This is a genomic window from Lysobacter hankyongensis (assembly GCF_039543145.1).
Lineage (GTDB): Bacteria > Pseudomonadota > Gammaproteobacteria > Xanthomonadales > Xanthomonadaceae > Lysobacter_I > Lysobacter_I hankyongensis.
This window is the reverse complement of record NZ_BAABJE010000017.1, coordinates 34,493-61,126: the sequence shown is the minus strand read 5'-3', so window position 1 is coordinate 61,126 and position 26,634 is coordinate 34,493. Positions and strand designations below refer to the sequence as shown.

General features: G+C 68.4%; 21 protein-coding genes. 9 read left to right on the top strand and 12 right to left on the bottom strand.

What is annotated here, in order from left to right:
* Nucleotides 1-156: 156 nt before the first annotated feature.
* Entirely contained in the window at nucleotides 157-846 is a 690-nt protein-coding gene (locus ABD974_RS15495; RefSeq protein WP_345304237.1) for a hypothetical protein, read from the bottom strand.
* Nucleotides 847-890: 44 nt separating this feature from the next.
* Complete coding sequence (locus ABD974_RS15490) at nucleotides 891-1,265, bottom strand: hypothetical protein (protein ID WP_345304236.1); 375 nt, start codon at nucleotides 1,263-1,265, stop codon at nucleotides 891-893.
* A 148-nt stretch (nucleotides 1,266-1,413) separates the two neighbouring features.
* Between ABD974_RS15490 and ABD974_RS15485 the strand changes: the two genes are divergently transcribed.
* Nucleotides 1,414-4,020 carry a S9 family peptidase gene (locus tag ABD974_RS15485; RefSeq protein ID WP_345304235.1) on the top strand — a complete coding sequence of 869 codons (2,607 nt, stop codon included), beginning with the start codon at nucleotides 1,414-1,416 and terminating at the stop codon, nucleotides 4,018-4,020.
* 51 nt (nucleotides 4,021-4,071) lie between these two features.
* On the opposite strand, the gene ABD974_RS15480 is transcribed toward ABD974_RS15485, so the two are convergent.
* A complete protein-coding gene (locus ABD974_RS15480; protein ID WP_345304234.1) occupies nucleotides 4,072-5,898 on the bottom strand; it encodes an extracellular catalytic domain type 1 short-chain-length polyhydroxyalkanoate depolymerase in 1,827 nt (608 codons plus the stop codon).
* 97 nt (nucleotides 5,899-5,995) lie between these two features.
* Nucleotides 5,996-7,084: a hypothetical protein gene (locus tag ABD974_RS15475; protein ID WP_345304233.1), complete on the bottom strand. Its 1,089-nt coding sequence runs from the start codon at nucleotides 7,082-7,084 to the stop codon at nucleotides 5,996-5,998.
* Nucleotides 7,085-7,250: 166 nt separating this feature from the next.
* Here ABD974_RS15475 and ABD974_RS15470 point away from each other — a divergent pair, with 166 nt between their 5' ends.
* The 6 genes from ABD974_RS15470 (at nucleotide 7,251) to ABD974_RS15445 (ending at nucleotide 14,714) form a co-directional block, all read left to right on the top strand.
* A complete protein-coding gene (locus tag ABD974_RS15470; RefSeq protein WP_345304232.1) occupies nucleotides 7,251-8,057 on the top strand; it encodes a DUF2189 domain-containing protein in 807 nt (268 codons plus the stop codon).
* A 59-nt stretch (nucleotides 8,058-8,116) separates the two neighbouring features.
* The gene (locus tag ABD974_RS15465; protein ID WP_345304231.1) at nucleotides 8,117-8,458 is read left to right on the top strand and encodes a zinc ribbon domain-containing protein YjdM; all 342 of its coding nucleotides are present in this window, start codon (nucleotides 8,117-8,119) and stop codon (nucleotides 8,456-8,458) included.
* A gap of 20 nt (nucleotides 8,459-8,478) precedes the next feature.
* Nucleotides 8,479-8,628 (top strand): DUF2256 domain-containing protein, encoded by a 150-nt coding sequence (locus ABD974_RS15460; protein WP_345304230.1) that lies wholly within the window; start codon nucleotides 8,479-8,481, stop codon nucleotides 8,626-8,628.
* 489 nt (nucleotides 8,629-9,117) lie between these two features.
* Nucleotides 9,118-10,491, top strand: coding sequence for an alpha-amylase family protein (locus ABD974_RS15455; RefSeq protein ID WP_345304451.1), 1,374 nt, complete (start codon nucleotides 9,118-9,120; stop codon nucleotides 10,489-10,491).
* Nucleotides 10,492-11,001: 510 nt separating this feature from the next.
* Entirely contained in the window at nucleotides 11,002-12,918 is a 1,917-nt protein-coding gene (locus tag ABD974_RS15450; RefSeq protein ID WP_345304229.1) for a diguanylate cyclase, read from the top strand.
* A 401-nt stretch (nucleotides 12,919-13,319) separates the two neighbouring features.
* A complete protein-coding gene (locus ABD974_RS15445) occupies nucleotides 13,320-14,714 on the top strand; it encodes a TIGR03013 family XrtA/PEP-CTERM system glycosyltransferase (protein ID WP_345304228.1) in 1,395 nt (464 codons plus the stop codon).
* Between the two features lie 34 nt (nucleotides 14,715-14,748).
* Here the strand turns inward: ABD974_RS15445 and ABD974_RS15440 are convergent, their stop codons facing one another.
* Nucleotides 14,749-15,690: a glycosyltransferase family 2 protein gene (locus ABD974_RS15440; protein ID WP_345304227.1), complete on the bottom strand. Its 942-nt coding sequence runs from the start codon at nucleotides 15,688-15,690 to the stop codon at nucleotides 14,749-14,751.
* On the opposite strand from ABD974_RS15440, the gene ABD974_RS15435 reads away from it, so the two are divergent.
* Nucleotides 15,689-16,729 carry a polysaccharide deacetylase family protein gene (locus ABD974_RS15435; protein WP_345304226.1) on the top strand — a complete coding sequence of 347 codons (1,041 nt, stop codon included), beginning with the start codon at nucleotides 15,689-15,691 and terminating at the stop codon, nucleotides 16,727-16,729. The genes ABD974_RS15440 and ABD974_RS15435 overlap by 2 nt on opposite strands.
* 241 nt (nucleotides 16,730-16,970) lie before the next feature.
* On the opposite strand, the gene ABD974_RS15430 is transcribed toward ABD974_RS15435, so the two are convergent.
* From ABD974_RS15430 to ABD974_RS15415, 4 genes are read right to left on the bottom strand one after another with little or no spacing between them, the layout of a single operon-like run.
* Nucleotides 16,971-18,026 carry a hypothetical protein gene (locus ABD974_RS15430; protein WP_345304225.1) on the bottom strand — a complete coding sequence of 352 codons (1,056 nt, stop codon included), beginning with the start codon at nucleotides 18,024-18,026 and terminating at the stop codon, nucleotides 16,971-16,973.
* 7 nt (nucleotides 18,027-18,033) lie between these two features.
* Complete coding sequence (nadE, locus tag ABD974_RS15425; protein ID WP_345304224.1) at nucleotides 18,034-19,083, bottom strand: NAD(+) synthase; 1,050 nt, start codon at nucleotides 19,081-19,083, stop codon at nucleotides 18,034-18,036.
* The gene (locus ABD974_RS15420) at nucleotides 19,080-20,609 is read right to left on the bottom strand and encodes a class I adenylate-forming enzyme family protein (RefSeq protein WP_345304223.1); all 1,530 of its coding nucleotides are present in this window, start codon (nucleotides 20,607-20,609) and stop codon (nucleotides 19,080-19,082) included. Before ABD974_RS15420 ends, nadE begins: the two co-directional genes overlap by 4 nt.
* A gap of 9 nt (nucleotides 20,610-20,618) precedes the next feature.
* Nucleotides 20,619-20,867: an acyl carrier protein gene (locus tag ABD974_RS15415; RefSeq protein ID WP_345304222.1), complete on the bottom strand. Its 249-nt coding sequence runs from the start codon at nucleotides 20,865-20,867 to the stop codon at nucleotides 20,619-20,621.
* Nucleotides 20,868-21,070: 203 nt separating this feature from the next.
* Here ABD974_RS15415 and ABD974_RS15410 point away from each other — a divergent pair, with 203 nt between their 5' ends.
* Nucleotides 21,071-22,315 carry a PQQ-dependent sugar dehydrogenase gene (locus tag ABD974_RS15410; protein WP_345304221.1) on the top strand — a complete coding sequence of 415 codons (1,245 nt, stop codon included), beginning with the start codon at nucleotides 21,071-21,073 and terminating at the stop codon, nucleotides 22,313-22,315.
* Nucleotides 22,316-22,339: 24 nt separating this feature from the next.
* Here the strand turns inward: ABD974_RS15410 and ABD974_RS15405 are convergent, their stop codons facing one another.
* From ABD974_RS15405 to ABD974_RS15395, 3 genes are all read right to left on the bottom strand, one after another.
* Nucleotides 22,340-23,272, bottom strand: a complete 933-nt coding sequence (locus tag ABD974_RS15405; protein WP_345304220.1) for a class I SAM-dependent methyltransferase — start codon at nucleotides 23,270-23,272, stop codon at nucleotides 22,340-22,342.
* A gap of 50 nt (nucleotides 23,273-23,322) precedes the next feature.
* Nucleotides 23,323-25,302 (bottom strand): asparagine synthase (glutamine-hydrolyzing), encoded by a 1,980-nt coding sequence (gene asnB, locus ABD974_RS15400; RefSeq protein ID WP_345304219.1) that lies wholly within the window; start codon nucleotides 25,300-25,302, stop codon nucleotides 23,323-23,325.
* Between the two features lie 113 nt (nucleotides 25,303-25,415).
* The gene (locus ABD974_RS15395; protein WP_345304218.1) at nucleotides 25,416-26,597 is read right to left on the bottom strand and encodes a glycosyltransferase; all 1,182 of its coding nucleotides are present in this window, start codon (nucleotides 26,595-26,597) and stop codon (nucleotides 25,416-25,418) included.
* Nucleotides 26,598-26,634 lie beyond the last annotated feature (37 nt).

Here is a 26,634-nt window from a genome sequence, read left to right as displayed (position 1 = left end):
ACGAGGCGGGCCAAGCGGGATCCCGGCCTTCGCCGGGATGACGGCGGTGGGTGTGGTCGGGAGAAATGGCGGTTGCCGGAAACAGCGTTGGCGGCCGTACCCTCACCCCGTCCCTCTCCCGGTGGGAGAGGGAGAAGAGCAGGGCGCGCAGCGGTCTTACCCCCGACGCATCCACCACACGAGCAGGGCGAGCAGGACGCCGAGGGCGAGCGCGACTTTCATGACGGCGCCGAAGCGGGTCTTCTGGCCGGGCAGGGCGTCGCGGTCGTGGTCGCCGTAGAACAGGCGCGCGCGGATCGCTTTCGGGTCGAGGTTCCTGCGGTCCTGCAGCGCCAGGCGCACTTCGACGTAGGTGTCCTGCGGGAAGGTGTAGGCGTGGGATTCGCGGCCGATCCACGCGGCCTGCGGGGCGGGGCCGACGTTGACCACGCTTTCGCCCATGTATTCGGTGTGGATGCCGATGGTGCCGAGGGTGATCGGGATCGCGCAGGGGTCGCGGGCTTCGGGGCATTCGATGCCGACATCGATGATGGCTTCGCCCTTGTTCTCCGGGTCGGGCCAGGTGGCGGCGTAGTCGATCAGCAGGATCACCGGGCCCTGGCTGGCGTCGTACTTGAAACTGCCGACCTCGAGACGGCTGAAATCCTTGGCCTGGGCCTGGATTTCGGGCCCGGTCCAGGTCTGGTCGGCGATCACGGTCAGCGGTTTCGCCGGATCGCGGCTTTCCAGGGGCATCGGCAGCGCGTTGGACTGCGCGACGGCCGCGTGCGGGAGTGCGACGGTGGCGACGAAGAGGCTTGCGGACAGGCCGGCGAGCGCTGCGATGCGGTGGAGACGTGCGGTCATGGAGATGCCATCGAACAAGGGAAGGGAGATGCGCGCTGCGCGGGTCATTCGACCACGCGCCAGCCGCCGGGGCCGTCGAACAGCGTCGCCCGCGTGCGGATCGATTCGGTCTCTTCCTTGACCGGAGGAAAACTCGCGAGATAGGTGATGTCGCAGACATAGACCCGCTGCTGTCCAGTGCAGTCGTGCACGGTGACGTGGTGCAGGCGGATGTCGAAGCGGATCTCGCGGAACGCCCCTGCGGAGCCGAGGTCGATGCGGATGCCGCCGCGCTCGTTGCGGTGCTCGAAATAATCGCCCAGTGCGTCTTCGATATCGCCCGCGTCGGGCGGGCCGTCCCGCAGGCCGCAGCCGGCGAGCGCGGATGTCAGCAGGGCGGTCGCCAGCAGCATCGCCGGCCAGAAGATGTTCGTCCGCATCGCATCCCCGGTGCGCTGTGGTGAAGGTCGGAGCATAGCCGAGCCGCCGATGCCTGTCGCCACGGGCGCCCGGCCGCTTCCGCTATGCTGGCCGCGTGCGCGATGGCCCATCGGGGGTCTCCGCGCCGATGACGCCGGGGGAGTCGCGATGCGCAGCAGTTCCGTTCAGATCGTTCCGGGCCGGATCGGCCGTCGTTTCGCAGCGTGGTGGGTCTGCCTGCTGCTGTGCTGCGCGCTGCCCGCGCAGGCGATCATCCGCGAAGTCGATCCCGGCAAACTGCCGAAGCTCGATGCCGACGAGGGGCTGCTGCTGATCGCGGTGGACAGCGATGTGCAACTGCGTTCGGTGCGCATTTCGCGGCAGGGCGTCAACCTCGACATGCGCAGCATGCGAGGGGTCGAAGCCGGGCGCAGCTCGCAGCTCTACGTGCTCCCGGCAGGCCGCTATCGCTGGACCAGCGTCGGTTACATCGGCGAGTACCGGCTGTCGAAGGATCCGGAGTTCGGGTTCGAGGTGAAACCGGGCGTGTTGAATTATCCCGGCGATCTGCTGTTCCGAAGGACCAGTTGGTTCAGCGCCGTGGTCCATGTCAGCAATCGCGGGCTGCTGGCGCTCGACTGGCTGGAGAAGGAACATCCCGCGCTGTCGCGCAGCCAGCGCTTCGAATACACCGGGCACTATCCCGACCCGTTCCCGGCGATGTATCGCGAGGCGACCGCGCAGGGCCGTCCTGCCGAAGACAGGACGCTCGACCCGCCGCAGCCGGGCACGCTGCCGATCGCGCTCGACGAACTCTGGCGGCCCAGCCGCCTGCAGATGATCGAACTGAATCCCCGCGGCGATCTGTTCGCCGAAGTGGTGGTGTTCGAGGTCCCGGGCAGCGGGAAGAAGTCCTCGAAGGGCGGTGAGGGAGGCGGCGGCTGGCGCTGGGCGATCAATCTGGTCGACATCGAAAAGGGCTCGCTGGTGCGGCTGTACGAATCGCCGAAGCCGGTATCGCGGCTGGACTGGGCCGACGACCGTTCGCTGATCATGAGCATCGGCCGCAGCCACGAGCCGGATGCGCTGATCGTGGCGCATGTCGTCGACACGCCCGAAGGTCGCAGCTATGCCAAGGTGATCGTGCCGCGGGTCGGGGGCCTGGTGAAGGTGTTGGCGGACCAGCCCGGGCACATCCTGTTCGCCTCCGCTTCGTCGTCCGGAGGCGGTCGGGTTGTGGTCCATCGGCTGGACGTGCGCACCCAGAAGGCGCTGGATCGCTTCGATTTCGCCGCGACCGCACGCCTGAATCACGGCATCGACAATGGTCTGGCGTTCTTCGCCGACGCCACCGGTCGCATCCGCATGGCGATCGGCATCGACGACGACGGCAATCGGGTGTTGATCCACGGTGTCGACGGGCAATACCGCCAGGTGATGGTGCTCGACGAGGAGGCCGACTTCGATCCGAGGGGATTGTCGGCCGACGGCAACCTGATCTACGGCCTGTCCGAGCGCGACCGCGGCCAGCGCGAGCTGGTCGAACTGGACCCGGCGACCGGCAAGGTCACCCGCACCGTGTACGCGAAACCCGGGCGCGACATCGCATCGCCGATGTTCGCGCCGTCGGGCGAGCTGATCGGCGCGAGCTACCTCGACAACGGTCTGCTGGTCAGCCACTACTTCGAGGAGACCAATGCGAAGTTGTACGGCAAGCTGCAGGCCGCCTTCCCGGGCAAGGCGGTGACGATCCTGCAGCGCAATCCGGCCGGGCGGAAATTCCTGGTCGCGGTCAGCGGCAGCGACAAGCCCACCGACGTGTATTTCTTCGACGCCGACACGTCGAAGGCATCGCTGGTCAGCGAGACCAGGCCATGGCTGGCGTCGCACGCGTTCGCGCCGGCGACGACCCTGCACGCGAAAAGCAGGGATGGTCTGGAGATCGAGGCCTACCTGACCATGCCGCGCGGCGCGAAGGGCAAGGTGCCGCTGGTGCTGTTCCCCCACGGCGGGCCGATCGGCGTGCGCGACGATCTGTATTTCGATCCCGAAGTGCAGATTCTCGCCTCGCTGGGCTATGCGGTGCTGCAGGTGAATTTCCGTGGTTCCGAGGGCTTCGGCACCGCGTTCCGCAAGGCCGGCGAACGCAGTTACGGCAGCGCGATCGAGGACGACATCGACGCCGCGCTGGCCTTGGCGCTGGCCCGTTACCCGCTCGACGAGACCCGGATGTGCGCGATCGGCGCGAGCTATGGCGGGTATTCGGCGATGGTGTCCGCGATCCGCTGGCCGGGCCGGTTCCGCTGCGTGGTGTCGATCGCGGGCATCAGCGACCGGGCGTTGTTCTTCACCGCCAGCGACACCGCGCGCAGCGCCGAACGTCGCGCGCTGATGGAAAAGATGATCGGCAACCCGAATACCGACATGGCCGAGATGATGGCGTATTCGCCGCTGTACCGGTATCGCGAGCTGAGCCTCCCGATCCTGCTGGTGCACGGCCGTGAAGATCTGCGCGTGGATTACGAACACACGCGGCGTCTGGTGCGGATGCTCAATCTCGCCGGTCGCCCGCCCGCGCTGATCGAACTGGCGGACGAAGCGCACGGCATCGAGGACGACGAGAACAAGACCCGCGTCTGGGGCGCGATCGCCGGATTCCTGCGCGCCAATCTGTCCGATCCGCCGGCAGCCGCGCCAGCCGCAACGCCGGTACCCGCAGCGACAACGCCTGCAACCGCCGCGCCCGCAGCACCTTCTGCGTCCGACAAACGATGAGACGCGGATGCGTCGTGCATCCGCGCCCGGTGGCGTGATGGTCTGGCGTCGTTACGGCTGGTACGTCACCGTCAGCGTCGCCGCGGCGGCGTTGCCGATCCAGAGATAATTCGTGGCGGTCTGGTTGCCGGAGAAGCGCAGCCGCAGTTGGGTGCGGCCGCTGCGGTGGATCGCGGACAGGCCCGGTGCGGCGAACAGCGTGCTGGTCTGGGAGCCGCCGGTGAACGGCAGCAGTTGCGCGATCGCGCTGGTCGTCGTGGTCGCGGCCCAGTCGCCGACTTCGATGGTGCAGGCGCCGATGCAGCCGTTGTTCGCGTCGATCACGAGCGTGTTCCCGGCCGGATTGCTCCACGGGTCGCCGGAGGCGCTGCGATAGGTCACGGTGAGCGTGGCCGAGAGCACGGTGGCGGCATCGGGCAGCGAGGACGTGTCGAACGACAGCAGCGTGCGATTGAATTTGCCGTCGGTGCCGCGGCCGATCGCCAGGCCGAGGCTGGATTCCAGTGTGCCCACCGCGGGCGAGACGCCGCCGGCACCGGCCTTCACGTAGCCGTCGTTGGCGTCTTCGTTCGTGAACGCGACGGTGACCGGCGAGCCGCCGCCACCGCCGCCGGTGCCGCCGCTGACGGTCACGTTCACCTGCGCCGAGGTGCCGGTGTTGCCGGCGAGATCCACCGCGCGCGCGGTGAGCACGTGCGCGCCGTTGCTCGCGGTCGCGCTGTTCCAGGCGAAGGCGTAGGGCGAGGTGGCGTCGCTGCCGAGCAGCGCGCCGTCGAGCAGGAACTCCACGCGCTCGAGGCCGATGTTGTCGCTGGCGTTCGCGGCGATGTTCACGCTGCCGCTGACGGCGCTGCCGTTGGCGGGGGCGGTGATCGTCGCGGTGGGCGGCACGCCGTCGAGATTGTCCAGGCCGAAGAAGCGCGCGATGTAGTAGCTGGAGCAGAGATTCACGTCGAGGATGTAGGCGCCCGCGGTGCCGCACTGGGTCGCGCCGGCGCCGGGGTCCACCGGCGTGCCGTGACCCATGCCGGTGATGCTGTAGGTCTCGACGCGCGCGGTGCCGGCCGCGTCGCGATACACCTTGTGCGGATAGCCGCCGATGGTGTCGCTGACGTCCGCGGTCTGGTCGATGCCGTGGACGTTCGTCCACTGTTCCATGCTCTCGGTGAGATTCATCGGGCGCACGGTGAAATCGGATTCGCCGTGCCAGATCGAAACGATCGGCCACGGCCCGGACCACGTGCTCGCCGCGCGGACCTTGTCGCCCCATTGCGCGGGCGTGAGATTGCTGCCCGGATTCATGCAGCTGAAGGCGGCGCTCTGGCCGACGCCGCAGCGATACGGAATGCCGGCGATGATCGCGCCGCCCGCGAACACGTCGGGATAGGCCGCGAGCATCGCCGCGGTCATCGCGCCGCCCGCGGACAGGCCGGTGACGTACACGCGCGAACCTGCGATGCCGTGGTCGGCGATCATGCGATCGACCATCTGCTTGATCGACAGCGCTTCGCCCTGTCCGCGGCTGATGTCGCCGTTCTCGAACCAGTTGAAGCAGGTGCTGCTGTTGTTCGCGCTCTGCTGCTGCGGCAGCAGCAGCGCGAAGCGGAAGCGGTCGGCGAACAACTGCCAGCCGGTTTCGGCGTCGTAGCTCGATGCGCTCTGCGCGCAGCCGTGCAGTGCGACCACCATCGGCGCGTTCGCCGGCAGGCCGCTGGGCACGTACTTGAACATGCGCAGATTGCCGGGATTGCTGCCGAAGCCGGTGACTTCGGTCTGCGCGAACGCGGGCGATGCGCACAGCGCCGCAAGCAGCGTCAGTGCGGCGAGGGCGGCGCGGAAACGACGGGCGGAACGGACGACCTGTGCGAAGGCGGACATCGGCGACGGCTCCTGCGAAAGTTGCCGGCAGTGGGCCACACGCCTGCGGACGCGGACATTGGCCGATGGGGCAAGCTGCGCCGCAACAACGCGACCGTTATCGCAGTTCGTCGTCGCGGTCTTCGTCGCGGGTTTCGTCGATCGCATCGTCCGGGATGGCGCTGCCGGCGTCGGCGCGATCCTCGGGGGCGAGCCACCACTGCACGCCCTGTCCGGGCGGTGCGGAGGGTTCGTGGTCGCGGCTTTCCAGCGCGTCCAGTCGACGACCCGCGCCCTGTTCCTTCCAGCGTTCGATCAGGCGCAGCACCGAGCGTCTGCTTTGCGCGGCGACGCCGAGATTGCGCTCGGGGCGCCACGCGGCGGCATCGTTCGCGTCGTCGTCTTCGCGGTGCCGATGCGGCGCGCCGTAACTGCAGCGCAGGCAGACGTGGCGGATGCTCTCGGTCCAATCCTCGATGAAGGCGATGCCGGGCACGCGCATCGCGACCAGCGCGTCGAGATCCTCGCGTCGCGGGCAGGTCGCGAAGACCGCGAAGGTCGGATATTCCGAAACGATCGTGCGCTGCAGCGCGTTCATCACCGGTACGCGGCTCTGATGGAACCGACGCTCGCCGGTCGCGGCGCCGTCGTGCAGCACGATGTCGCCGTAGCGGTAACCGCTGTCGGGCAGCGGCACGTTGATGATCTGCGCGCGGACCGGATCGATCCGTCGCGCGAACAGGGTTTCGCCGCGATCCCACGGATCCAGGCGCAGGCTGAGCACGCCGAAGTTGCCGTGGATGGCGCCGTCTCCCGCGGGAATGTCGATGCCGCAGGCGGCCCACTGCCGGCGCGCTTCCGCCCAGTCACCGAGCGCGGTGGCGGCGATCGCGGCGTTCCAGCGCGAGGCTTCGTCGTCGGTCTGGTCATCCGTCCCGTGCTCCTTCCCGTCATCGATCCCGCGGGCCGCGGCGCGCAGCGCCAGCGACCGAAGGTTGTGGCGCAGCGACTGGTCCCAGTCGCGCAGGTATTTGCAGACCAGCCCCAGCATGTAGTGATGGACCGGATCGTCGGGCTCGGCCGCGAGCACGGCCTCGAAACCGCTGCGCGCGGCGAGCAGATCGCCGTCGTCGAAGGCGGCGTAGGCCGCTTCTGCGAGCGCGTCCGCAAGCGTATCCGTATGGGCGGGGCGGTCGGATTCGGGCATGACGGTTCGGTGCGGGGGGCACCGCGATGCTGCCACGCCGGCGGGCGTTTGTCCTGCGGCGGCCGGAGGGCGTGGTGCGGCGGTGCCCCGCGACGCCCGGGCTTGGCTATGCTTGGCCGTGCAGGGCTTGGCCATGCCGTGATCGAAACGCAACCGTGGAGGTGTCATGTCCTCGCCCACCGGATCGTCGTCGCCCGCTTCATCGCCACCGGAGCCCTCGCCCGAGGACAGCCGTCCCTTCGTGGTGCCCTGCGCCGCGCTCGACGCCGGCGCGCCGCTGCGCTGGCTGCGCGCGGGCTGGCGCGATCTGCGCGCGGCGCCGGGGCTGTCGATGCTGTTCGGCGTCGTCATCGTGCTGGTCAGCGCCGGCATCTCGCTGCTGGCATGGACGCTCGGGCGGTTCGCGCTGCTCGCCACCCTGCTGTCCGGCTTCGTCTTCGTCGCGCCGCTGATCTGCGTCGGCCTCTATTGCGTCAGCCGCGCGCTGGAACGCGGGCAACGCCCGGCGCTGGCCGACTCCTTCGTGCTCGCGCGCCGCGTGGTGGGGCAGGCCGGCGTGTTCGCCCTCGCCCAGGGCGTGATCGTGCTGCTGTGGTCGCGCGCGGGCATGATGGTCGGCGCGTTCTTCCCGATCGACGAGAGCAATGCGCGCACGTTGTGGGAGTTCCTCGCGATCGGTTCGGCGGTCGGTTCGATCTTCGCGGCGCTGACCTTCGCGGTGGCCGCGTTTTCGCTGCCGATGATCGCCGACCGCGACGTGGACATGATCACCGCGGGCGTGTCCAGCATCCATGCGGTGCTGCGCAACAAGGCGGTGATGCTGCTGTGGGCGACGATCATCGTCATTCTCACCGCGGTCGGTTTCGCCACCGGGCTCCTCGGCCTGGGGCTGCTGATGCCATGGCTGGCCTATGCCGCTTGGCACGGCTATCGCGAGACCCTGGACGCGCGGGCGTGGCCCACGCTCGACTGAACGCGGGCGCGCAGGCCGCCGAGGCGCGATAATGACGGTCTTTTCCGACGGATCCCACGATGAACGCCCCGCTGTCCTGCCCGCAATGCACCCTGACCAACACCTATGAGGACGGCGCGAATCACGTCTGCGCGGATTGCGGCTACGAGTGGCCGATCGCCGCCGATGCCGGTGCCGAGGCCGCGCAGACGGTACGCGACAGCAACGGCAATCCGCTCGTCGATGGCGATACGGTGGTCGTCATCAAGGACCTCAAGGTGAAGGGATCTTCCATCCCGCTGAAACAGGGCACGGTGATCAAGAACATCCGTCTGGTCGACGGCGATCCCGAGCACATCGAAGGCCATTCCGACAAGATCAAGGGCCTGGTGCTCAAGGTCTGTTTCCTGCGCAAGGCCTGAGCCCCGGCCTGCCCACGCCCATGCCCGCGAAGGCCGATCTTCCGACCAAGCGTTGCCCGGTCTGCGGGCGCGACTTCGCCTGGCGGAAAAAATGGGCGCGCGACTGGGCCAACGTGAAGTTCTGTTCCGATGCGTGCCGCAAGGGCACGCCGCGCGGACGCGCCCGCTGATCCACGCGCGTTCGCGTCATGCGCATGCGCGGTGGAGGCATGCGCGCAGGGATGAGGATTCCGCACGGTCGTTGAAGATCGCGCGAATCGATCGCATGCGCGACCGCGTCGACGCGACCGGCCATGCGCACGTCGAAGCACGAATTCGCGCATTCGTGATCGCTGTCGATGAGCGCCGGATTTGAAAACGTATGCAGCCTGTCGTGCTGCATTGCGATGCCGTCCTAGGATTCGATCCCGTCGCGTACGCAAGGTCGCGATGCGGCCGATATCGATCTCGGTCGCGCATCCGCAGTCGCCGTTCGCGCGCGCGACGACTGCGGCGCACGCAAGGAATGTCCGTCCCGCAACGCGGGATTCCGCCACCATTTCAGGAGAACCCACATGCCGTCCCCAGTCGACACGTTCGCCCCGAACAATGCCGCTTCGAACAATGCCGCACGCAGACCGACCGCCAGGAAAGCGCATGCGTCGCATCGCATGTCGCGCCTGTGCGCGGCCCTGTTGCTCGCCGCCGGCGTCGCCGGCAACGCGCAGGCCGATGCCATCCTCCACGCCTTCAACTGGCGCTACGCCGACGTGCAGGCGCGCGCCGCGGAAATCCAGGCCGCCGGTTACAAGGCGGTGCTGGTGGCGCCGGCCTACAAATCCGCCGGCAGCCAGTGGTGGGCGCGCTATCAGCCGCAGGATTACCGCGTCATCCATCATCCGCTGGGCGACACCACGACGTTCCGGAACATGGTCAGCGCGCTGAACGCGCGCGGCGTCCACGTCTATGCCGACGTGCTGCTGAACCACATGGCCAACGAGTCCGGCCAGCGTCCGGATCTCAACTATCCGGGTACCAGCATCATCAATCTCTACAACGGCAATCCGACCTATTACAACGGCATCCGCCTGTTCGGCAATCTCGGCTTCAACTTCCTCAGCGCCAGCGACTTCGGCGAAGCGCGCTGCATCTCGAACTACACCGATGTGTGGCAGGTGCAGAACTGGCGGCTGTGCGGCGGTGGCGGCGATGTCGGCCTGCCGGACCTGAAGAACAGCAGCTACGTGATTTCGCAGCAGCAGGAATACCTGCGGCAGCTGAAGGCGCTCGGCGTGAAGGGCTTCCGCATCGATGCCGCGAAGCACATGCCGCTCAGCCACATCAACGGCGTGCTCACCACCGACATCAAGAACGGCATGTACGTCTTCGGCGAGATCATCACCGGCGCCGGTGCCGGCGAGATCGAATACGACCGCTTCCTGCAGCCCTATCTGCAGGGCACCAGTCATGCCGCCTACGACTTCCCGCTGCAGACCCAGATCCGCAACGCGTTCTCGTTCAGCGGCAGCATGAGCGCGCTGGTCGATCCGCTGGCCGTCGGCCAGGCCTTGCAGGGCGCGCGCGCGGTCACCTTCACCGTGACCCACGACATCCCCAACAACAGCGGCTTCCGCTATGCGCTGATGGATCCGACCGACGAAACCCTGGCGTACGCCTATCTCTTCGGCCGCAACGGCGGCAAGCCGATGGTGTATTCGGACAACAACGAGAGCGGCGACAACCGCTGGGTCAACGCCTACAACCGCAACGACATCAAGGGCATGATCCGCTTCCACAACGCGGTGCAGGGCAACGACATGCAGGTGCTCTCGCACGGCAGTTGCCACATCATCTTCCGCCGCGGCAGCCTGGGCATCGTCGGCATCAACAAGTGCGGCAGCACGGTCAACGCGTCGGTCAACATGAACAACAGCGTCCTGTGGTGGTACGCCAACTACACCGACACCCTCGGTTCGGGCAGCGTGGTCAACATCGGCAGTGCCAACTACACCTTCAGCCTGCCGGCGCGCAGCGCGAGGATGTGGCTGCGCTGACGGCGATACCGGACCGGCGGCGACCGCGCCGCCGGTTCTTCGGACGCCCGCCTCGACCCGGTTCTTCCGGCATCGCGGGCCTCCCGGTCGAGCGTCCTGCCCTGGCCGACCGTCTGTCGGAAATCCGTCTTCCCCCGTGATCGGACCGCCCGCGGATGCGGGGCCGGCGCATCATGCGCACAGGCAGGCGTCGACATGCCTGCCTGCAGGAGAGATGTCGTCTCGGGTGAGGAGGTGAGTCATGCCTGAATCCGCGGGCGGAACGCGATGGACCGCCCATCTTTCGGCGCGCGGTCGACCTAGAATCCGCGCTGTGTCATGGCGATGCCCGATCGCGGGTGTCGTGCCGTGACCTCTCATCCGCAGGGGGGCGGAACCATGGACACCATCACTGGCGCCGGGCGACTGGCCGCCCGCGGTCGCGGCATCGCGCCGCTGGCCGCATGCGACAAGACCTGCCGCGCCGGCGCTGCTTGCACGGTGTGCGGCGCATAGGCCCGGATACGGATGATGCGCGACGCACCCGAACCCGGTCTTCGTCACCGCGACCTTCACCGCGGCCGCGCCCCGATGTGGGCGCTGGCATGCGCGATGTGCCTGACCGGATGGGCGCAGGCGCAGGGCCCGTCCGAGGCCGAGGTGCGCGCCCTGCTGGCCCGGGTCGAAGCCGAGGTCGAAATCGATCCCAGGCGCGCGCTCGCGACCGCCCGCAGCGCGAGCGCGCTGGCCCGTCGCAGCGGCGATCTCGCGCTGTTGCGGGAAGCCGAGATCGAAGCCTGCGACGCCCTCGCGCTGGTCGACGCGCCGGCCGCCATCGCCGAAGCCGATCGGGGGCTGGAGGTCGCGCGCAAGGCCGACGATTCCAAGTCGGCCGCCGGTTTCCACAGTTGCCGCGGCTATGCCCTGGATCTGCATGGCAAGCCGGCCGAGGCCGCGCTGGAGTACGAAGCCGCGGTCGACGCCGCGGAGCGCGCCGAGAGCAAATCCGCATTGGCCGATGCGTTGGCGATGCGCGGCGAGAGCCGGCACTACCACGGGCGATACGACGATGCCATCGCCGACCTCAACCGCGCCCATGCCTTGACCGTCGAGCTCGGCCTGCGCAGCGGTCAGCGCTATTCGCTCAACGCCATCGCCAACGTCTACAGCGACGAGAATGTCGGCGAGTACGACAAGGCCATCGCGTATTACCGGCAATTGCTGAGGCAGGACCAGGCCGCCGGTTTCCGCCGCGGCGAGGCCACGGCGCATTTCAACATCGCCGCCGCGCTGGAAATGAAGAACGAACTGGATGCGGCGCTGGCGGAATACCGGCGCGCGATGGAGATCGATACCGAACTGGACAACCGCGCCGCGGTCGCCGAGAGCGAGCGTTCGATCGGCGCGCTGTTGACGAAACAGGGCAAGGCCGGCGAAGCGCTGCCGTGGATCGATCGCGCGATGGCCCGTTTCGTCGAATCCGGCGATGACGAGAGCATCGCCCGCTGCAGACTGACCCGCGCGCGCGCGCTGCTCGCGGTCGGTCGCCAGCGCGAGGCGGCGGCGGACTTGGGCGCTGCCGAGCGCCACTTCCGCGCCAATGCCAACCCCCGTTATCTCGTCAAGGTGTACGAAACCCTGGCCGACGTGCATGCGGCGTCCGGCGAGTGGCGGCAGGCGTACGAAGCGTCGATGGCGTACCGAGCGGCGCAGACGCAGTTGGAGCGGCGTGCGCGCGAGGAGCAGACATCGCGGCTGCGCGTGCAGTTCGACACCGCGAAGAAGGAGCAGGAGAATCGTGCGTTGCTGATCGAGAACGCGCACCGGGGCGAAGCGCTGCGCAATGCCGAGCGCGTGCGTTCGCTGCAGCGGCTGACCATCCTGCTGGGCGCGGCGCTGTTCGTGCTGCTGGGGGCGACGGCGCTGCAGCAGCTGAACCGCGGGCGGCGGCTCAAACGATTGGCGATGACCGACGAGCTGACCGGTCTGCCCAATCGCCGCGGAATCCTGGATTTCCTCGATCGCGCGTTGAACGATGCGCGCGCCACCGGCACGCCGCTGGCCGTCGTCGCGTTCGATATCGATCACTTCAAGCGCATCAACGACATGCACGGTCATCACGGCGGCGACCGCGCGCTGCGCTCGATCGCCGAGATCGTGCTCCGCGGCTTGCCCGAGGGCGCAAGGGTCGGGCGCATGGGCGGCGAGGAATTCCTCGCGGTGCTGCCCGGCACGGACGAGGCACATGCCCACGCGCTGGCGGAAACCCTTCGCGAAGCCGTGTCCGGCGCCGGATTCGAAGGCTTCGCTCCGGGGGAGCGGGTCACCATCAGTCTGGGACTGGCCGGCGCCGGCGCGGGCGAGGATGTCGAGACGTTGCTCAGGCGCGCCGACGGTGCGCTGTACCGCGCCAAGCACGAAGGGCGCGATCGCACCGTCGCCGGTTGAGGCGGCGAGGCAGCGGCGCGGACGCCGGTTTCGCGCAATCCGATCCGGATCCGATCCCGGGGCGTTCGGTGTTGCGGCCCCGGTTGTTGAATATATGAAACAAAAAGTGTCTTTCGACGCCGATATCGAGTCGCTGTCGATGCTTTGGCGTCGTCAACGGAACGATGGCCATGTTTCTGTGCTGTCCTGTTTCTATGAAGTGTGACGTTGTTGGATAATGCGTCGGGGCAAGACACCCGCGGCTGCGGACCGAAGCCGCGCGACCCGATTCGAAGAGGCGTCATCGTCACAGGGGGACTGTGCGAGCAGCCTGCATCGCCCATGCCGCATGCGCGGAAGGGGAGGATGTCGTTTGGCCCGGGATTCGTTCGGGCGCCCGCATCGCAGTACAGGGGGAGTACGTGAGGACCGTTCGTTCCAGTCGCAAGAAGCTCGCGATTCGCAGTCTGTGGTTCACCGAGTTGTGCGTATTGATGTTGTCGGTCATGGTCGCGGCGCGGCTGCGCTTCCATGCCGATCCCGCCGGTCTGGAGCATTTCATCGAAGGCATCGCGCCGCGCGCGTTGCTGGTGGCGCTGTGCATCACCGGGGCGATGCTCGCCTTCGGGCTGTACCAGGCCTACGTCCGTCACAACCGCATCGATCTGCTGCTGCGCATCGTGCTGTCGTTCGCGCTGGGCGGCGTGACCCTGCTGGTCATCTATTACGCGCTGCCGGCGACCTACATCGGTCGCGGCGTGCTCGCGATCTCGCTGGGCGTGGGTGCGGGCGCGGTGCTGGGCGTGCGCTACGTGGTGTCGAAACTGTCCGCGGCGCAATCGCTGAAACAGCGGGTGCTGGTGTACGGCGCCGGCAACAACGCCAACCTGATCAACACGCGATTGCGGCGCAAGAGCGATCGTCAGTCGTTCAACATCCTCGGATTCGTGCCCGCGGGCCAGCAGCCGATCGTGGTGGAAGACTCGCAGCTGATCCGCACCGACGAAACGCTGTGCGCGGTCGCGGACCGTCTCGACGTCGACGAGATCGTGATCGCCCCGGACGAGCGTCGCGGCGGCATGCCGATGGAACAGATGCTCAACTGCGTGCAGCAGGGCGTGCTGGTGACCGATCTGTCGACCTTTTTCGAGCGCGAGGCCGGCATGGTCCAGCTCAACATCGTCGATCCGTCGTGGCTGGTGTTTTCGGGCGGCTTCGACTATTCCACGCCCCGCCGGCTGACAAAGCGCTTCTTCGACCTGCTCGCCGCCGGCGTGTTGCTGGCGATGGCGTGGCCGGCGATGTTGCTGGTGGCGCTGGCGGTGAAACTGGAATCGAAGGGGCCGGCGATCTATCGTCAGGTGCGCGTCGGCGAGCACGGTCGCCATTTCGAGATGATCAAGTTCCGCAGCATGCGCGTCGACGCTGAAAGCGACGGTGTGGCGCGCTGGGCGACCAAGGACGACGACCGCAGCACCCGCGTCGGCAAGTTCATCCGCAAGACCCGGCTCGACGAATTGCCGCAGTTGTTCCTGGTGCTGACCGGGGAGATGAGTTTCGTCGGCCCGCGTCCGGAGCGGCCGCAGTTCGTCGAGATGCTCAACAGCGAGATCCGCTACTACGACGTGCGCCATTCGGTGAAGCCGGGCCTGACCGGTTGGGCGCAGTTGCGCTATCCCTACGGCGCTTCCGTGCGCGACGCCAACGAAAAACTGAAATTCGACCTGTTCTACGTCAAGAACCACGGCATGATCTTCGACCTGATGATCATGCTGCAGACGGTGGAAGTGGTGTTGTTCGGGCGCGGCGCGCGCTGACGCGCCGAACCGTGCGATCCGGCGACGCGGCAGCTCAGCCGCGGCCGAGCAGTGCGGCCGAAAAGCGTTTCGCGGCGAACGGCAGCAGCGCCCAGGCCTGTCGGCGCGATGCCGCGTCCGGCGCCTGGCGCAGGGCTGCGCGCCACAGTCGCCACGCGTCGCGCCAGCGTTTGCGGATCAGCATGCCGCGCGCGTTGCGCGCATAGGTGATGGCGAGCGCTTCGCGCTTCGCCGTGACATCGACCGTATCGCCGGCATCGGCCACGGCGCGTTCCACCACCTTGACGTAATCGTCGTAGGTACTGGCCTCGGCCGACAGGCCGTCGTGGCCGCGCATTGCCTCCACCAGTTCCGCCTCGACCACGCCGATCTTCCAGCGCCTTGCGACACGCAGGTGAAAATCGATGTCCTCCGCGGTGCGCAGCGCGACATCGAAACCGCAGCAGCGTTCGAAGACTTCGCGACGGAACATGGCCGACGCCGGCACCAGCGATGGGTTCAGCAGCAGCCAGCGCAGGACCCAGCCGTCCTCGATCAGCACATCGCGGCGACGGAATACGTCGTAGGGTCTGCCGTCGGCGTCCACCCGCACCACGTCGCACAGCGCCATGCCGAAGTCCGGATGCGCTTCCATCCATTCGAGCTGGCGCGCGGTCTTCTCGGGGCGCCAGAGGTCGTCGCTGTCGAGCAGCGCGAAATAGCGGCCGCGCGCGATCGCCATGCCGGCGTTGCGCGCCGCGGACACGCCGGCGTTCTCCTGCCGGTGGTAGACGATGCGCGTTCCCATCAGCGCGCCGTAACGCGCGTGCAGGGCGGTTTCGGTGCCGTCGGTGGAGCCGTCGTCGACGACCACGATCTCGTCGACCGGATGGGTCTGCGCCAGCGCGGAATCGATCGCGCGCTGCACCAGCTCGCGCCGGTTCCAGGTCGGTATAATCGCCGAAACACCGGCGGAAACTTCGATCGCGCGCGCCATGCTCAAGAACTTCGCCAGAAAATGCCTGTATGCCTGCGGTGCGCTGGGCCTGTATCACCGGCTGCGCAATGCCGACAGTTTAACGGTGGTGATGTTCCACCGCACGCTGCGGCCGGACGATCCGCGCTGGAAGGCCTGCGATCCCGATTACACCCTCTCCGATGACCTGTTCCGGCGCTCGATCGCGTTCTTCGCACGGCATTACGCCGTCGTGAGCCTGGCGCAGGTATTGCGCGCGCGGCGCGAGGGCGGGACGCTGCCGCCGCGGTCGCTGCTGATCACGTTCGACGACGGTTGGCTGGACAACGTCGACTACGCATTGCCCGCGCTGCGCGATGCCGGCCTGCCGGCGGTGATGTTCGTGGCCGCCGATGCGGTGGGCGCGCGCCAGCCGTTCTATCAGGAGCGGATCATCGGCGCGTGGCGCCGCGGTGCGCTGGACGTGGCGGCCCTGGCCGACGCCGTCGGCGAGGCGCCGCAGGGCGAAGGCCTGCCGGCGATCCGTCGATCGATCGCGACGCTCGAAGCGATGACGCCCGACGAACGCGCACGCCGGCTGCAGCCGCTGGCGACCGCGCTCGACGATGGCCTGCGGCACATGGTCGACGTCGCCGATCTGCATGCGCTGCGCGCGGGCGGCGTCGAACTCGGTCTGCACGGCAAGCGTCATCTGCACATCACCCGCGCCGCCGATCCCGACGAGGAACTCGGCGGCGCGCGCGACGCCATGGCCGCGATGCTCGACACATCCCTCGACAGCGCTCTCGACGCGCCCGAAGGCGCCGCTTCGATCGCCTGCGCGACGATGTCGTTTCCGCACGGCGCGTACGACGACGCGATCGCGGCGCGCGCGCGAGAGACCGGTTACGAACTGCTGTTCACCAGCGTGCCGGTGTTGAATCCGGTCGTGGGCGGGCCATCGTGGCTGCTCGGCCGCACCGGTTACGAAACCGAGACCGTCGCCGATGCGCAGGGGCGTTTCCGACCGGAAAAACTGGCCTGGTATCTGTTCCGGCGCGAGACCCGTCGCCTGGCGTGACGGATTGTTTTACCCACCGGTAGAGCGGCCTGACCAGCCCTTCGGCTGGTCAGGCCGCTCTACCGGTAGCAGGTCATTCGTCCTCGACGCGATATCTCCGGAGCCCCTGTGGGAGCGACGGAAGTCGCGACGCTTTTCCAGGACGCTATAAAAAACTCGCGGTGCGTCGCGACTTCCGTCGCTCCCACAGGGGCTGGTCCCAGACATTATCCGGGGGCAGCGAGAAGGCGTCCGTCTGACGCTATTCGTCTTCGTCCGCCGAGGTGAGATGCAGATCCGCGGGCGCGTCCGAAGCGCCGCGGATCAGGCCGAAGACCGGCCGTCGACTGCGCGCTTCGAAACCCAGCGCATGCCACGGACGCAGCCGCGCTTCCGACGTGGCCAGTTCGATCGAGACCGCCGCATGGCCCTGCGCGCGCGCGGCGCGCAGCAGCGCGCACACGATGTCCGGCGCCGGCTCGGCGCCGTCGCGCGACCAGAAATCGTGCACGTGCAGAGTGTGGCCGTCGGTGCGGGTGGCGAACCACGCGGCCGCCACCTCCGCTTCGCACAGCAGCAGATGCCGGAACGGGGCGATGCCGTCGACCGCGGGCGCCGCGTCGAAGCGCCAGCGCAGATGTGCGGCGTCGCGCTGCGCGGTCAGCGCTGCGGGTTTCGGCGAGGCCTGCCACAACGCGTCGATGTCGGGCGCCTGCGTCTGCCACCGCGCGCGCAGTCGGCGCGCGCGCGGATGGCGCCACGCATCGCGCAGGCGATGGCCGAGATCGATCAGCGCGCCCAATGGCGCCGCGGCGATGCCCGGCAGTTTCGCGAAACGTCGCTGCAGGTAGGGCGCATGGCGCACGACCCGCACATGCCGCACCATCTCGGCGAGCAGGCGGTAGCCGATGCGTTTGAACACCGGGGCGGCCTTGGGATTCGGGAATCCGTACAGCAGATCCAGCTCGCGCTGCCCGGCGGCGAACAGCCCCTGCTGCAGGATCAGCGCCGGGCCGAGCGTGCGGTGTTCGGGAGTCACCGCGAGATCCACGAGCACGCCCGCGCGCAACGTGTCGCCGTCGCGCAGCATCCGCCGACGGCCGGCCGCGCAGACGCCCACGGGCGATGCGGTGCCGGCGTGCATCAGCAGTTGCAGCAGCGGTGCGCCGGCGGGCGCATCGCGGTAGAACCAGTCGTATTTCGCGGCCATCCGTGCGTCCTGGCCGAGATTGCCGCGCCACACCGCGAGCACGGCGTCGCGGTCGACGGCGGTGTCGCCGTCGCGCACGCGGTACTGCGGCGGTTGCGGTGATGCCATGCCGCGATCAGCCGGCGCGATGCGCCGCATCGTCATGGAGCCTGCCGTCATGGAGCCTGCCCTCATGAAGCTCGGGCACATCGGCCACCAGTACCGGCGGTAGATGCAGGTACTGCGTGGTGCGGCGCTTGTTGCGGATGTCGTCGTAGATCGAGGAAGCCTGCGCCTCATCGATGCCCAGCACGCGCGCGAGCTCCACGGCGGGGTAGCCGTGGTTGAGCGCGAACAGCGCCAGATCCATCTGCCGGTAGGGCAGCGCGAAATAGAACTCGTCCTGACCCTGGCTGAGGCTGTAGGTGTCGGTGGTCGGCACCGCGGCGCAGACCCGCTCGGGCAGTCCGAGATGACGCGCCATGCCGTAGACCTGCGACTTGTACAGATGCGCGATCGGTTTGACGTCGGCCGAGCCGTCGCCGTTCTTCACGAAGAAGCCCTGGTCGTATTCCAGCCGGTTGGGCGTGCCGACCACGCCGTAATTCAGGCGATCGGCGTGGAAATATTCGAGGGTCTTGCGGATGCGCTGCTTGAAATTGGTTGCGGCGACGATGGTGAGGTAATCGCGCAACGCGAGGTCGCGGTCGTGCAGGCCGCCGTCCGGCGCTTCGGCGATCAGCCGGAAGCGGTTGAAGCGGCCCTGGATGCCGCCGTCGATGACGATCTTGAATTTCCAGCCGTCGCCGTATTCCGGCAGCGTGTTGCGCACTGCGGCGTCGCGCGCGCGATAGCAGCCGATGGCGTCCAGCGCCGGCGCGATGTCCACGGTCTCGGTGCGGATGCCCAGATGCTGCGCGAGGATGTTCGCGCGCGCGGCGCTGTCGTCGGAGGAATCGCGTTCCGGCAGGATCAGGCCGAACACGCGCTCCGGGCCGAGCGCGCGCACCGCCAGCGCGACGCTGGCCGAACTGTCGATGCCGCCGGAGATCGCCACCACCAGGCCGCGACGATGCAGCTGGCGTGCGGTGATCTCGCGCAGTCGCGCGGCGATGCGATCGGCTTCGAGCGCGTAATCGAGATCGAGGACATTCCAGTCCAGCGGGGCGTGTGCGGTGGCGTTCATGGGATGGGATCGGGTTCCAGGAGTGCGGCGCGGCGGACCTTGCCGGAGGCGGTCCGCGGCAATGCGGAGACGAAGGCGATGTCGCGGGGAATCTTGTAGCTGGCGAGGCGCTCGCGGCAGTGCGCCTTGATCAGGTTGTCGCTGCGCGGCGGCAGGCCGGGCGCGACCACGAAGGCCTTGATCACCTGGCCGAGCACGTCGTCGTCGACGCCGACCACCGCCACTTCGGCGACGCCCGGCACTTCGGCGATGACCTCCTCGACATCGACCGGATGCACGCGATGCGCGCCGGTCTTGATCATGTCGCTGCGGCGGCCGACCAGCCAGAGATAACCGTCGTCGTCGAGATGCCCCATGTCGCCGGTGCGCAGCCAGCCGTCGCGCAGCACGGCCGCGCTGGATTCGGGATTGTTCCAGTAGCCGCGCATCACGTTCGCGCCGCGCACCCAGACCTCGCCGTCTTCGCCGGTGTCGGCATCGCCGCCGTGCTCGCGCACGATGCGCAGCGAGACGCCGCCGATCGGAATGCCGACCGAACCGAGTTTTTCGTCGAGGCGTTCCGGCGGCAGCCAGGTGAGGCGCGAGGTCGCTTCGGTCTGCCCGTACATCACGAACAGGCGGGCGCCGGGCAGCGCTGCGCGCAGGCGCTGGGTCAGCGTCGGGCCCATCGGGCCGCCGGCCTGGGTGAGATAGCGCAGCGACGACAGGTCGTAATCGCCCAGCTTCACCCGCTCCAGCAGCAGCGCGAACGTCGAGGGCACGCCGGAGAAACCGGTGATGCGCTCGCGCACGATGGTGTCCATCAGCAGGTGCGGGAACAGCAGGTTCTGCGCCAGCACGATGCACGCGCCCGACAACAGGTGCGTGTGCAGTACCGATGCGCCGTAGGCGTAGTAGAACGCGAGGATCGACAGCACGCTGTCGTCCGGGTCCAGTTGCAGGTAGTCGATCACCGCCCCGGCGTTCGCGAGCAGATTGCCGTGGGTGAGGGTGACGCCCTTGGGCGCGCCGGTGGTGCCGGAGGTATAGAGGATCATCGCCACGCGGTCGGCGTCGATGTCGCTCGCGTCGCGGACGATCTCGGGCGCATCGTCCCCGGCCGGCGCGCACAGCGGACGATCGGCGCCGACCGGCCAGCGCCGCATCGGCGGATGGCCGCTCGATGCATCCACCGCGGCGATGGCATCGACCACATCGTTGTGGCTGTATTCGTGCACGACGTGACGCGCCTCGGCATGGCGCAGCCAGGCCTGGAAATCGCGCGCCCGCGCCTGCACGTTCAGCGGCACGGCGATGCCGCCGGCCAGCCAGCAACCGTAGCAGGCCACGGCCGCTTCGATCCGGTTCGGCAGCAGGATCGCCACGCGCTCGCCCGGCTGCAGGCCGTGCGCCCGCAGCGCGCGCGCGAAGCATACGGATTCGCGCCAGAATTCGTCGTAACGGATGCGACGATCGTCGGCGACGATCGCGATGCGCTCCGGATGGCGTTCGACGACTTCGGCGACCCTGGCGGGAACCGACGACATGGCGCGGGTTCAGGCCGCCAGTTTGCGGGCGATGAACGCGTCGATCGTTTCGAGCGTGTCGAAATTGTCCGGCGTCATTTCTTCGGCCGCGATCGACAGCTTGAACTCTTCCTCGATGAACATGATGAGTTCGTAGATGCCGGTCGAATCGAGGATCGCGCCGCGGACCAGGGAATCCTGGTCGCCGATGGCGTTGTCGTCGTCCGAGAAAAGGAAGTTCTTCAGGATGTACTGCTTGATTCGTTGCCGCGGCTGCATGCTGTGTCCCCGTGTCGTAGCTTTGAACGCGATAACGGTCCGGCGACGGCCACGGCGATGCGATGGCGCGCGAGCGGATGCGAAGGAATGGGCCCCGGTGTTCCCCCCGGCGCGGCGGATGCTGTCCTGAGGGATGTCGTCCCCGTTTCGCCGACCCGCGGATAGGATAGCCTCCCACCCTCCGCCCCGATAGCCGGCCGCCCATGTCCACGACCCGCCATCCGATGCAAGCTTCCCTGTTTTCCAGCGGTCTCGCGCATGCGCTGCCGTGGCTGCTGATTGCGGCGCTGAGCGCCTGCGACCGCGCGCCGCCGCCCGCGCCGGCGACACCGCCGCAGGCGGTGGCGGATGCCGTGCCGCAACCGGCGACGTCGGAAAAGACCGCGTTCGCGGTGGTGGAGGTGGTGACCGGGCTCGAACACCCGTGGTCGCTGGCGTTCCTGCCCGACGGCGCGATGCTGGTGACCGAACGCCCCGGGCGCCTGCGCAGGATCGGCGCCGACGGCGCGGTGTCGGCGCCGATCGCCGGCCTGCCGGACATCTTCGTCGACGGGCAGGCGGGCCTGCTCGATGTCGTGCTGTCGCCGACGTTCGCGGAGGACGGTCTGGTCTACGTGTCGTTCGCCGAGCCGAATCTGCGCGGCAACAAGGCCGGCACCGCGGTCGCCCGCGGGCGTCTCGAAGGCGACGCCGCACGGGGCTACGCGCTGCGCGATGTCGAAGTGATCTATCGCCAGGAACCGAAACTGTCCAGCGGCACCCACGTCGGTTCGCGGCTGGTGTTCGACGACGCCGGTTTCCTGTTCGTGACCCAGGGCGAGAACCGCGTGGCCGAGGCTGCGCAGGATCTGGACAAACTGCAGGGCAAGCTGGTGCGCATCCGTCCCGACGGCAGCGTGCCTGACGACAATCCCTTCGTCGGTCGCGACGGCGCGCGTCCGGAAATCTGGTCCTATGGTCATCGCAACATGCAGGGCGCGGCGCTGCATCCGGTCACGCGCAGGCTGTGGACCAGCGAGCACGGGCCTATGGGCGGCGACGAACTCAATATTCCCGAGCCCGGCCGCAATTACGGCTGGCCGGTCGTCACCCACGGCGTCGACTACAGCGGATCGCCGGTGAAGGGGTCGGTCGGCCAGGCCGCCGAAGGCATGACGCCGCCGCATCACGTCTGGCCGGTGTCGCCCGCGGTCAGCGGCATGCTGTTCTACAGCGGCAAGGCGTTTCCGGCGTGGAAGGGCAATCTGTTCGTCGGCGCGCTTGCGAAGAGCGCGCTGATCCGGCTGGAGCTCGACGGCGACCGCATCGTTCACGAAGAGCGCCTGCTGACCGATCGCCATCAGCGTATCCGGGATGTGCGCGAAGGTCCGGACGGTGCGATCTACCTGCTGGTGGACGATCCGAACGGCAAGGTGCTGCGGTTGCAGCCGGCGACCGAAACGCCGTGAGCACGGGGTGCGCCGCGGCGTACGCTATGGAAGCGGCTTTTTGCCGATGAAATCCACGGTCGTGATGCACAGCTGTTCCGGCGTGAATCGCGCGAATTCCGGGGCGACGGTCATCGCCTTCAGCTGCGCCAGCCGCTGCGGGCGCGCGTGCGAGGTGTCGTGCACGATCTCGAAACCGGCGGCGCGGGCGGCATCGACGAACTGGTGCGCGCGCAGGCGGTTCTGGTAGAGGAAGGCGTTGTTCCAGAACGCCCACTGGCGCTCGGTGAAACGCAGATAGTGCAGCTGGTGCACCTTCGGGTCGGCGTAGGCGTAGTGGTCGCCGCAGTTCACCGAATGGAAGGCCCAGCCGCCGGGCCGCAGCAGCGTCAGTGCGGCGCGATGGATGCGGTCGATGGCGTCGGGCGGGACGTGTTCGAGCACGCTGTTGGAGAAGATCGCATCGATCGAGCCGTCCGGCAGGCCGGAATCGGCGGCGTCGGCCGGCGCGCGATATTCGATGACGCCGTCGCTGATCACTGCGGGATCGTCGCTGCGCGCGGACGCGTCGCGCAGCCGCGCGTAACGCGCTTCGACCTCCGCCGGATCGACCTGGCACACTGCGGCGAGCCGCGGCAGCTGTTCGCCGAGCACCTCGATGCACAGCCGCATCAGATCCGGCTTGAGCAGGCGGTTGAGATCGACGGTGTGCACACGCGCGGCGCCGACCAGATGACAGGCCAGCGGCAGAGTCGGATACCAGCCGCTGCCGATCTCCATCAGTCGCGCGCCCGGAATCTCCAGGCCCGCATCCCGCAACTGCTTGACCATGCCTTCCCAGTCGTCGAGTTTGAGCCCGATTTCGCGCCGCGGATTGCGCATCCCGCCGAAACGGCGCTGCATGCGGTAGTGGAGCGTATCGCCGCCGGGCAACACGCCCAGGGTTTTCTGCAGGAGCCCTTTGATTCGCCAATGCATGGTGTGGAGAGGTCCGTGTCGGTCTCGGGTCGATGTGGCTCGGGTGAGGATCAGTCGCGGGCGGTGGCGGCGGCCGCGCGGGTGTCGCGCAACTGGCGATCGAGCAGCATCGTCGACAGCGCACCGACGAAGGCCTGATTGTCGGCGAAGCCGGTGGCGCGGCCGGCGCGGCATTTCTCGAACAGGCGGCCGACGGCGGCGGGATCGAACCAACCGGCATCGCGCAGGCTGGCTTCGCTCATCAGTTCGGCGACGTAGTCCAGCGGTTCGCCGTCGAAGAAGAAGCTGGCGCTGTCCGGCGAGCGGTACGGCTGCTTGGTGCGGTTGACGATGTCATCCGGCAGCAGATCGGCGAGGGCGCGGCGCAGCAGGAATTTCTCGGTTATGCCGCGGATCTTGAAGCTCGGCGGCAGCCGGTTCGCGAATTCGATCACGCGATGGTCGAGATAGGGGACGCGGCCTTCGATCGAGTTGGCCATCGCCACGCGGTCGCCCTGCGACGACAGCAGATAGCCGGAGAGCAGCGATTTGGCTTCGACGTACTGATCCTGCGCGAGCGGGCTCCAGTCGCGGATGTTCGCCGGCAGCGTGGCCTCGAACGCGTCGAGCGCGTTGAACCCGCCGATCTCGGCGCGCACGTCGGCCGACAGCAGGCCCAGCGCGCGCTGCGACGTGGTCCAGCGCGGCACGTGGGCGAAGATGGGACGCTGCAGGTGTTCCATGCCCTGGCCGAAGAAGGTCTGCGCGAACGCCGGGTTGCGTACCGGCGAGGACTTCGACGAGGTGTTCGGCAGATAACCGTAGAGGCGTTCGAGCAGGCGCGGGCGGAAGGTCGACTGCGGCTGCCGCGCCCAGAAGCGGCGGATCTTGGCTTCCTTGAACAGGTCGTAGCCGCCGAACACCTCGTCCGCGCCTTCGCCGGTCAGCACGACCTTGTAGCCGTGTTCGCGCACGCTGCCGGCCAGCAGCATCAGCGGCACGGGTGCGGTGCGCAGCACCGGCGTTTCGGTATGGCGGATCAAGCGCGGGAAGGCCTCACCGATGTCGCGGCGCGTGCAGCGCAGGGTGGTGTGGTCGGTGCCGAGATGGCGCACCATTGCCATCTGGTGTTCGCTCTCGTCGAATTCGCCGTCCTCGAACGCGACCGAGAACGTGCGCACCGGGGTGTCGGTGAAGCCGCGGATCATCGCGACGATGCCCGAGGAATCGAGGCCGCCGCTCAGATAGGCGCCCACCGGTACGTCGGCGCGCAGTTGCAGCCGCACCGCGTCGATCAGCAGCGCCCGCAGCTCCGCGGTCGCGGCGTCGACGCTCAGCGGGAAGCGCGACGGCGCGGTGTCGGCGGCATCGGGGAAGGTCCAGTCCCAGTACGGGCGCAGGGTGTCGCGGCCGTCGTGTTCGATCGTCAGCAGATGGCCGGGCGGCAGGCTTTCGATCCCGCGATACACGGTATGCGGTTCGATCGGCGACCAGGTGGAAAAGGTTTCTGCGAGGCCGCGCGGATCGAGCGTCGCGCACTGCGGCAGCGCCGCGAGCAGGGCCTTGGGTTCCGAGGCGAACCACAGCCGGCCGGCTTCGCGCGCGAGATACAGCGGACGGATGCCGGCGCGGTCGCGGGCCAGCACCAGGCGACGGCGTTCGCCGTCCCACAGCGCGATCGCGAACTGGCCGTTGAGGCGTTCGACGAAGCGATCGCCGTCGCGGTCGTAGAGATGCACGATGACTTCGGTGTCGGACCGCGTGTAGAACGCGCGACCTTCGGCTTCCAGTTCGCGCCGCAGTTCGACGTAGTTGAAGATCTCGCCGTTGAACACGGTCCAGACCGTGCCGCGCGGATTGCGGATGGGCTGGTCGCCGGTGGCGAGGTCGATGATCGACAGCCGCGTATGGGCCAGACCGATGCCGTCATCGGCATGGAAGCCGAAGCCGTCCGGGCCGCGGTGGGCGAGGGTGCGGATCATCCGCTGCAGCAGCGGGCGCGCCGTTTCCGGCCGCACGTCGGGCCCACTGAATCCCGCGATTCCACACACGTGTTCGTTCCCCTGACTGCAGAAAAATCCGGCGCCGGAATCGGGGCCGTTGTCGCCTCAACGCGAAAACCGCCGCGATCCTGCCACGGGCGGCGCCCGTCGCCGCGATACGCTCAGCGCGGGCCGGCGCGATGTTCCGCCAGCGCTTCTTCGCAGGCGCGGAGTGTATCCGCTGCGACCGCATCCCAGCCGCGGGAGAACCGTCGCGCCAGCGCGGCGTCATCCCATTGCCGGTCCAGCGCCTGGCGCAGGCCGTCGGCGAGCGCGACGGGATCGCGCGCCGGCACCAGCAGGCCGCAGTCGGCGTCGACCACTTCCGGAATGCCGCCGACCGGCGTCGCCACCACCGGGCGTCCGCAGGCCAGCGCTTCGACCAGCACGTTCGGATGGCCTTCGGAATAACTCGGCAGGGTCACCAGATCGGAGGCCGCCATCCAGCGCGCGACCTCCTGCGGCCCCTGCGCGCCGGGCATCGTCACCCGCAGGGCGGAGTCGGCGGCGATGCGGCTGTCCAGTTCGGCGCGCATCGGGCCTTCGCCGACCAGTGCGATCCGCAATCGCGGCCGCTGCGGCGCCAGCGCCGCGGCGGCATCCAGCAGTTCGCGCAGGCCCTTCTCCGGCACCAGCCGGCCGACGTAGACCACCCACTCGGCGTCCGCGTCCAGACCCAGCGCGGCGCGGGCCTCGGCGCGGTCCTGCGGATGGAAGATCGAGGCGTCGCAGCCGTTGGGAATCGCGCGGATGCGCGCGGGGTCGGCGGCGTAATCGCGCACGGCGACCCGACCGAGGTCTTCGCTGACCACGAGGATGCGCCGCGCCGCGTGCAGCACCGGGCGGGTGAGGCGTTTGCTCACCGCATCGCGCACGCGCAGATCCGAACCGCGCGCGCCCACCACCAGCGGTAGCCCGGCGCGGCGCGCGGCGCGCATCGCACCGAAGGCGTCCGGATAGAGCCAGTACGACAGCACCACATCGGGCGCGAATTCGCGCAGCGGCGCATGCAGCGCGCGGCCGCAGAGCCAGCCGTTGAAGGGCCGGCTCACCAGCGGCAGCGCCGGGTAATCCAGATAGCGCACATCGCAGCCGGGCACCGCATGCGACGGGTCCGCCGCGCGGAACAGATAGCTGCGCGGCGCGGCCCACTGTCCCAGCGCATGGCGCGGGTAGGTGGCGATCGGACTCAGGACCCGCACGTCCGCGAGTTCCGAAAGGGCACGGACGGTCTGGTGGATCGGTCGGCCGCGGTTGGGTTCGCCCGCAATCGGAAATTGTGAAGTGACGATCAGCAGACGCATGCGGGACTCGCGGTGATGCGGAGGAAGCCGGGTGGCC

What these genes read in the sequence shown, in the direction of transcription:
- ABD974_RS15405 (WP_345304220.1), bottom strand. Translation starts at nt 23,272, where the DNA reads ATGCATTGGCGAATCAAAGGGCTCCTGCAGAAAACCCTGGGCGTGTTG.
- ABD974_RS15490 (WP_345304236.1), bottom strand. Translation starts at nt 1,265, where the DNA reads ATGCGGACGAACATCTTCTGGCCGGCGATGCTGCTGGCGACCGCCCTG.
- ABD974_RS15470 (WP_345304232.1), top strand. Translation starts at nt 7,251, where the DNA reads ATGTCCTCGCCCACCGGATCGTCGTCGCCCGCTTCATCGCCACCGGAG.
- ABD974_RS15460 (WP_345304230.1), top strand. Translation starts at nt 8,479, where the DNA reads ATGCCCGCGAAGGCCGATCTTCCGACCAAGCGTTGCCCGGTCTGCGGG.
- ABD974_RS15450 (WP_345304229.1), top strand. Translation starts at nt 11,002, where the DNA reads ATGCGCGACGCACCCGAACCCGGTCTTCGTCACCGCGACCTTCACCGC.
- ABD974_RS15485 (WP_345304235.1), top strand. Translation starts at nt 1,414, where the DNA reads ATGCGCAGCAGTTCCGTTCAGATCGTTCCGGGCCGGATCGGCCGTCGT.
- ABD974_RS15440 (WP_345304227.1), bottom strand. Translation starts at nt 15,690, where the DNA reads ATGGCGCGCGCGATCGAAGTTTCCGCCGGTGTTTCGGCGATTATACCG.
- ABD974_RS15495 (WP_345304237.1), bottom strand. Translation starts at nt 846, where the DNA reads ATGACCGCACGTCTCCACCGCATCGCAGCGCTCGCCGGCCTGTCCGCA.
- nadE (WP_345304224.1), bottom strand. Translation starts at nt 19,083, where the DNA reads ATGAACGCCACCGCACACGCCCCGCTGGACTGGAATGTCCTCGATCTC.
- ABD974_RS15415 (WP_345304222.1), bottom strand. Translation starts at nt 20,867, where the DNA reads ATGCAGCCGCGGCAACGAATCAAGCAGTACATCCTGAAGAACTTCCTT.
- ABD974_RS15435 (WP_345304226.1), top strand. Translation starts at nt 15,689, where the DNA reads ATGCTCAAGAACTTCGCCAGAAAATGCCTGTATGCCTGCGGTGCGCTG.
- ABD974_RS15420 (WP_345304223.1), bottom strand. Translation starts at nt 20,609, where the DNA reads ATGTCGTCGGTTCCCGCCAGGGTCGCCGAAGTCGTCGAACGCCATCCG.
- ABD974_RS15430 (WP_345304225.1), bottom strand. Translation starts at nt 18,026, where the DNA reads ATGGCATCACCGCAACCGCCGCAGTACCGCGTGCGCGACGGCGACACC.
- ABD974_RS15395 (WP_345304218.1), bottom strand. Translation starts at nt 26,597, where the DNA reads ATGCGTCTGCTGATCGTCACTTCACAATTTCCGATTGCGGGCGAACCC.
- ABD974_RS15465 (WP_345304231.1), top strand. Translation starts at nt 8,117, where the DNA reads ATGAACGCCCCGCTGTCCTGCCCGCAATGCACCCTGACCAACACCTAT.
- ABD974_RS15480 (WP_345304234.1), bottom strand. Translation starts at nt 5,898, where the DNA reads ATGTCCGCCTTCGCACAGGTCGTCCGTTCCGCCCGTCGTTTCCGCGCC.
- ABD974_RS15475 (WP_345304233.1), bottom strand. Translation starts at nt 7,084, where the DNA reads ATGCCCGAATCCGACCGCCCCGCCCATACGGATACGCTTGCGGACGCG.
- ABD974_RS15410 (WP_345304221.1), top strand. Translation starts at nt 21,071, where the DNA reads ATGTCCACGACCCGCCATCCGATGCAAGCTTCCCTGTTTTCCAGCGGT.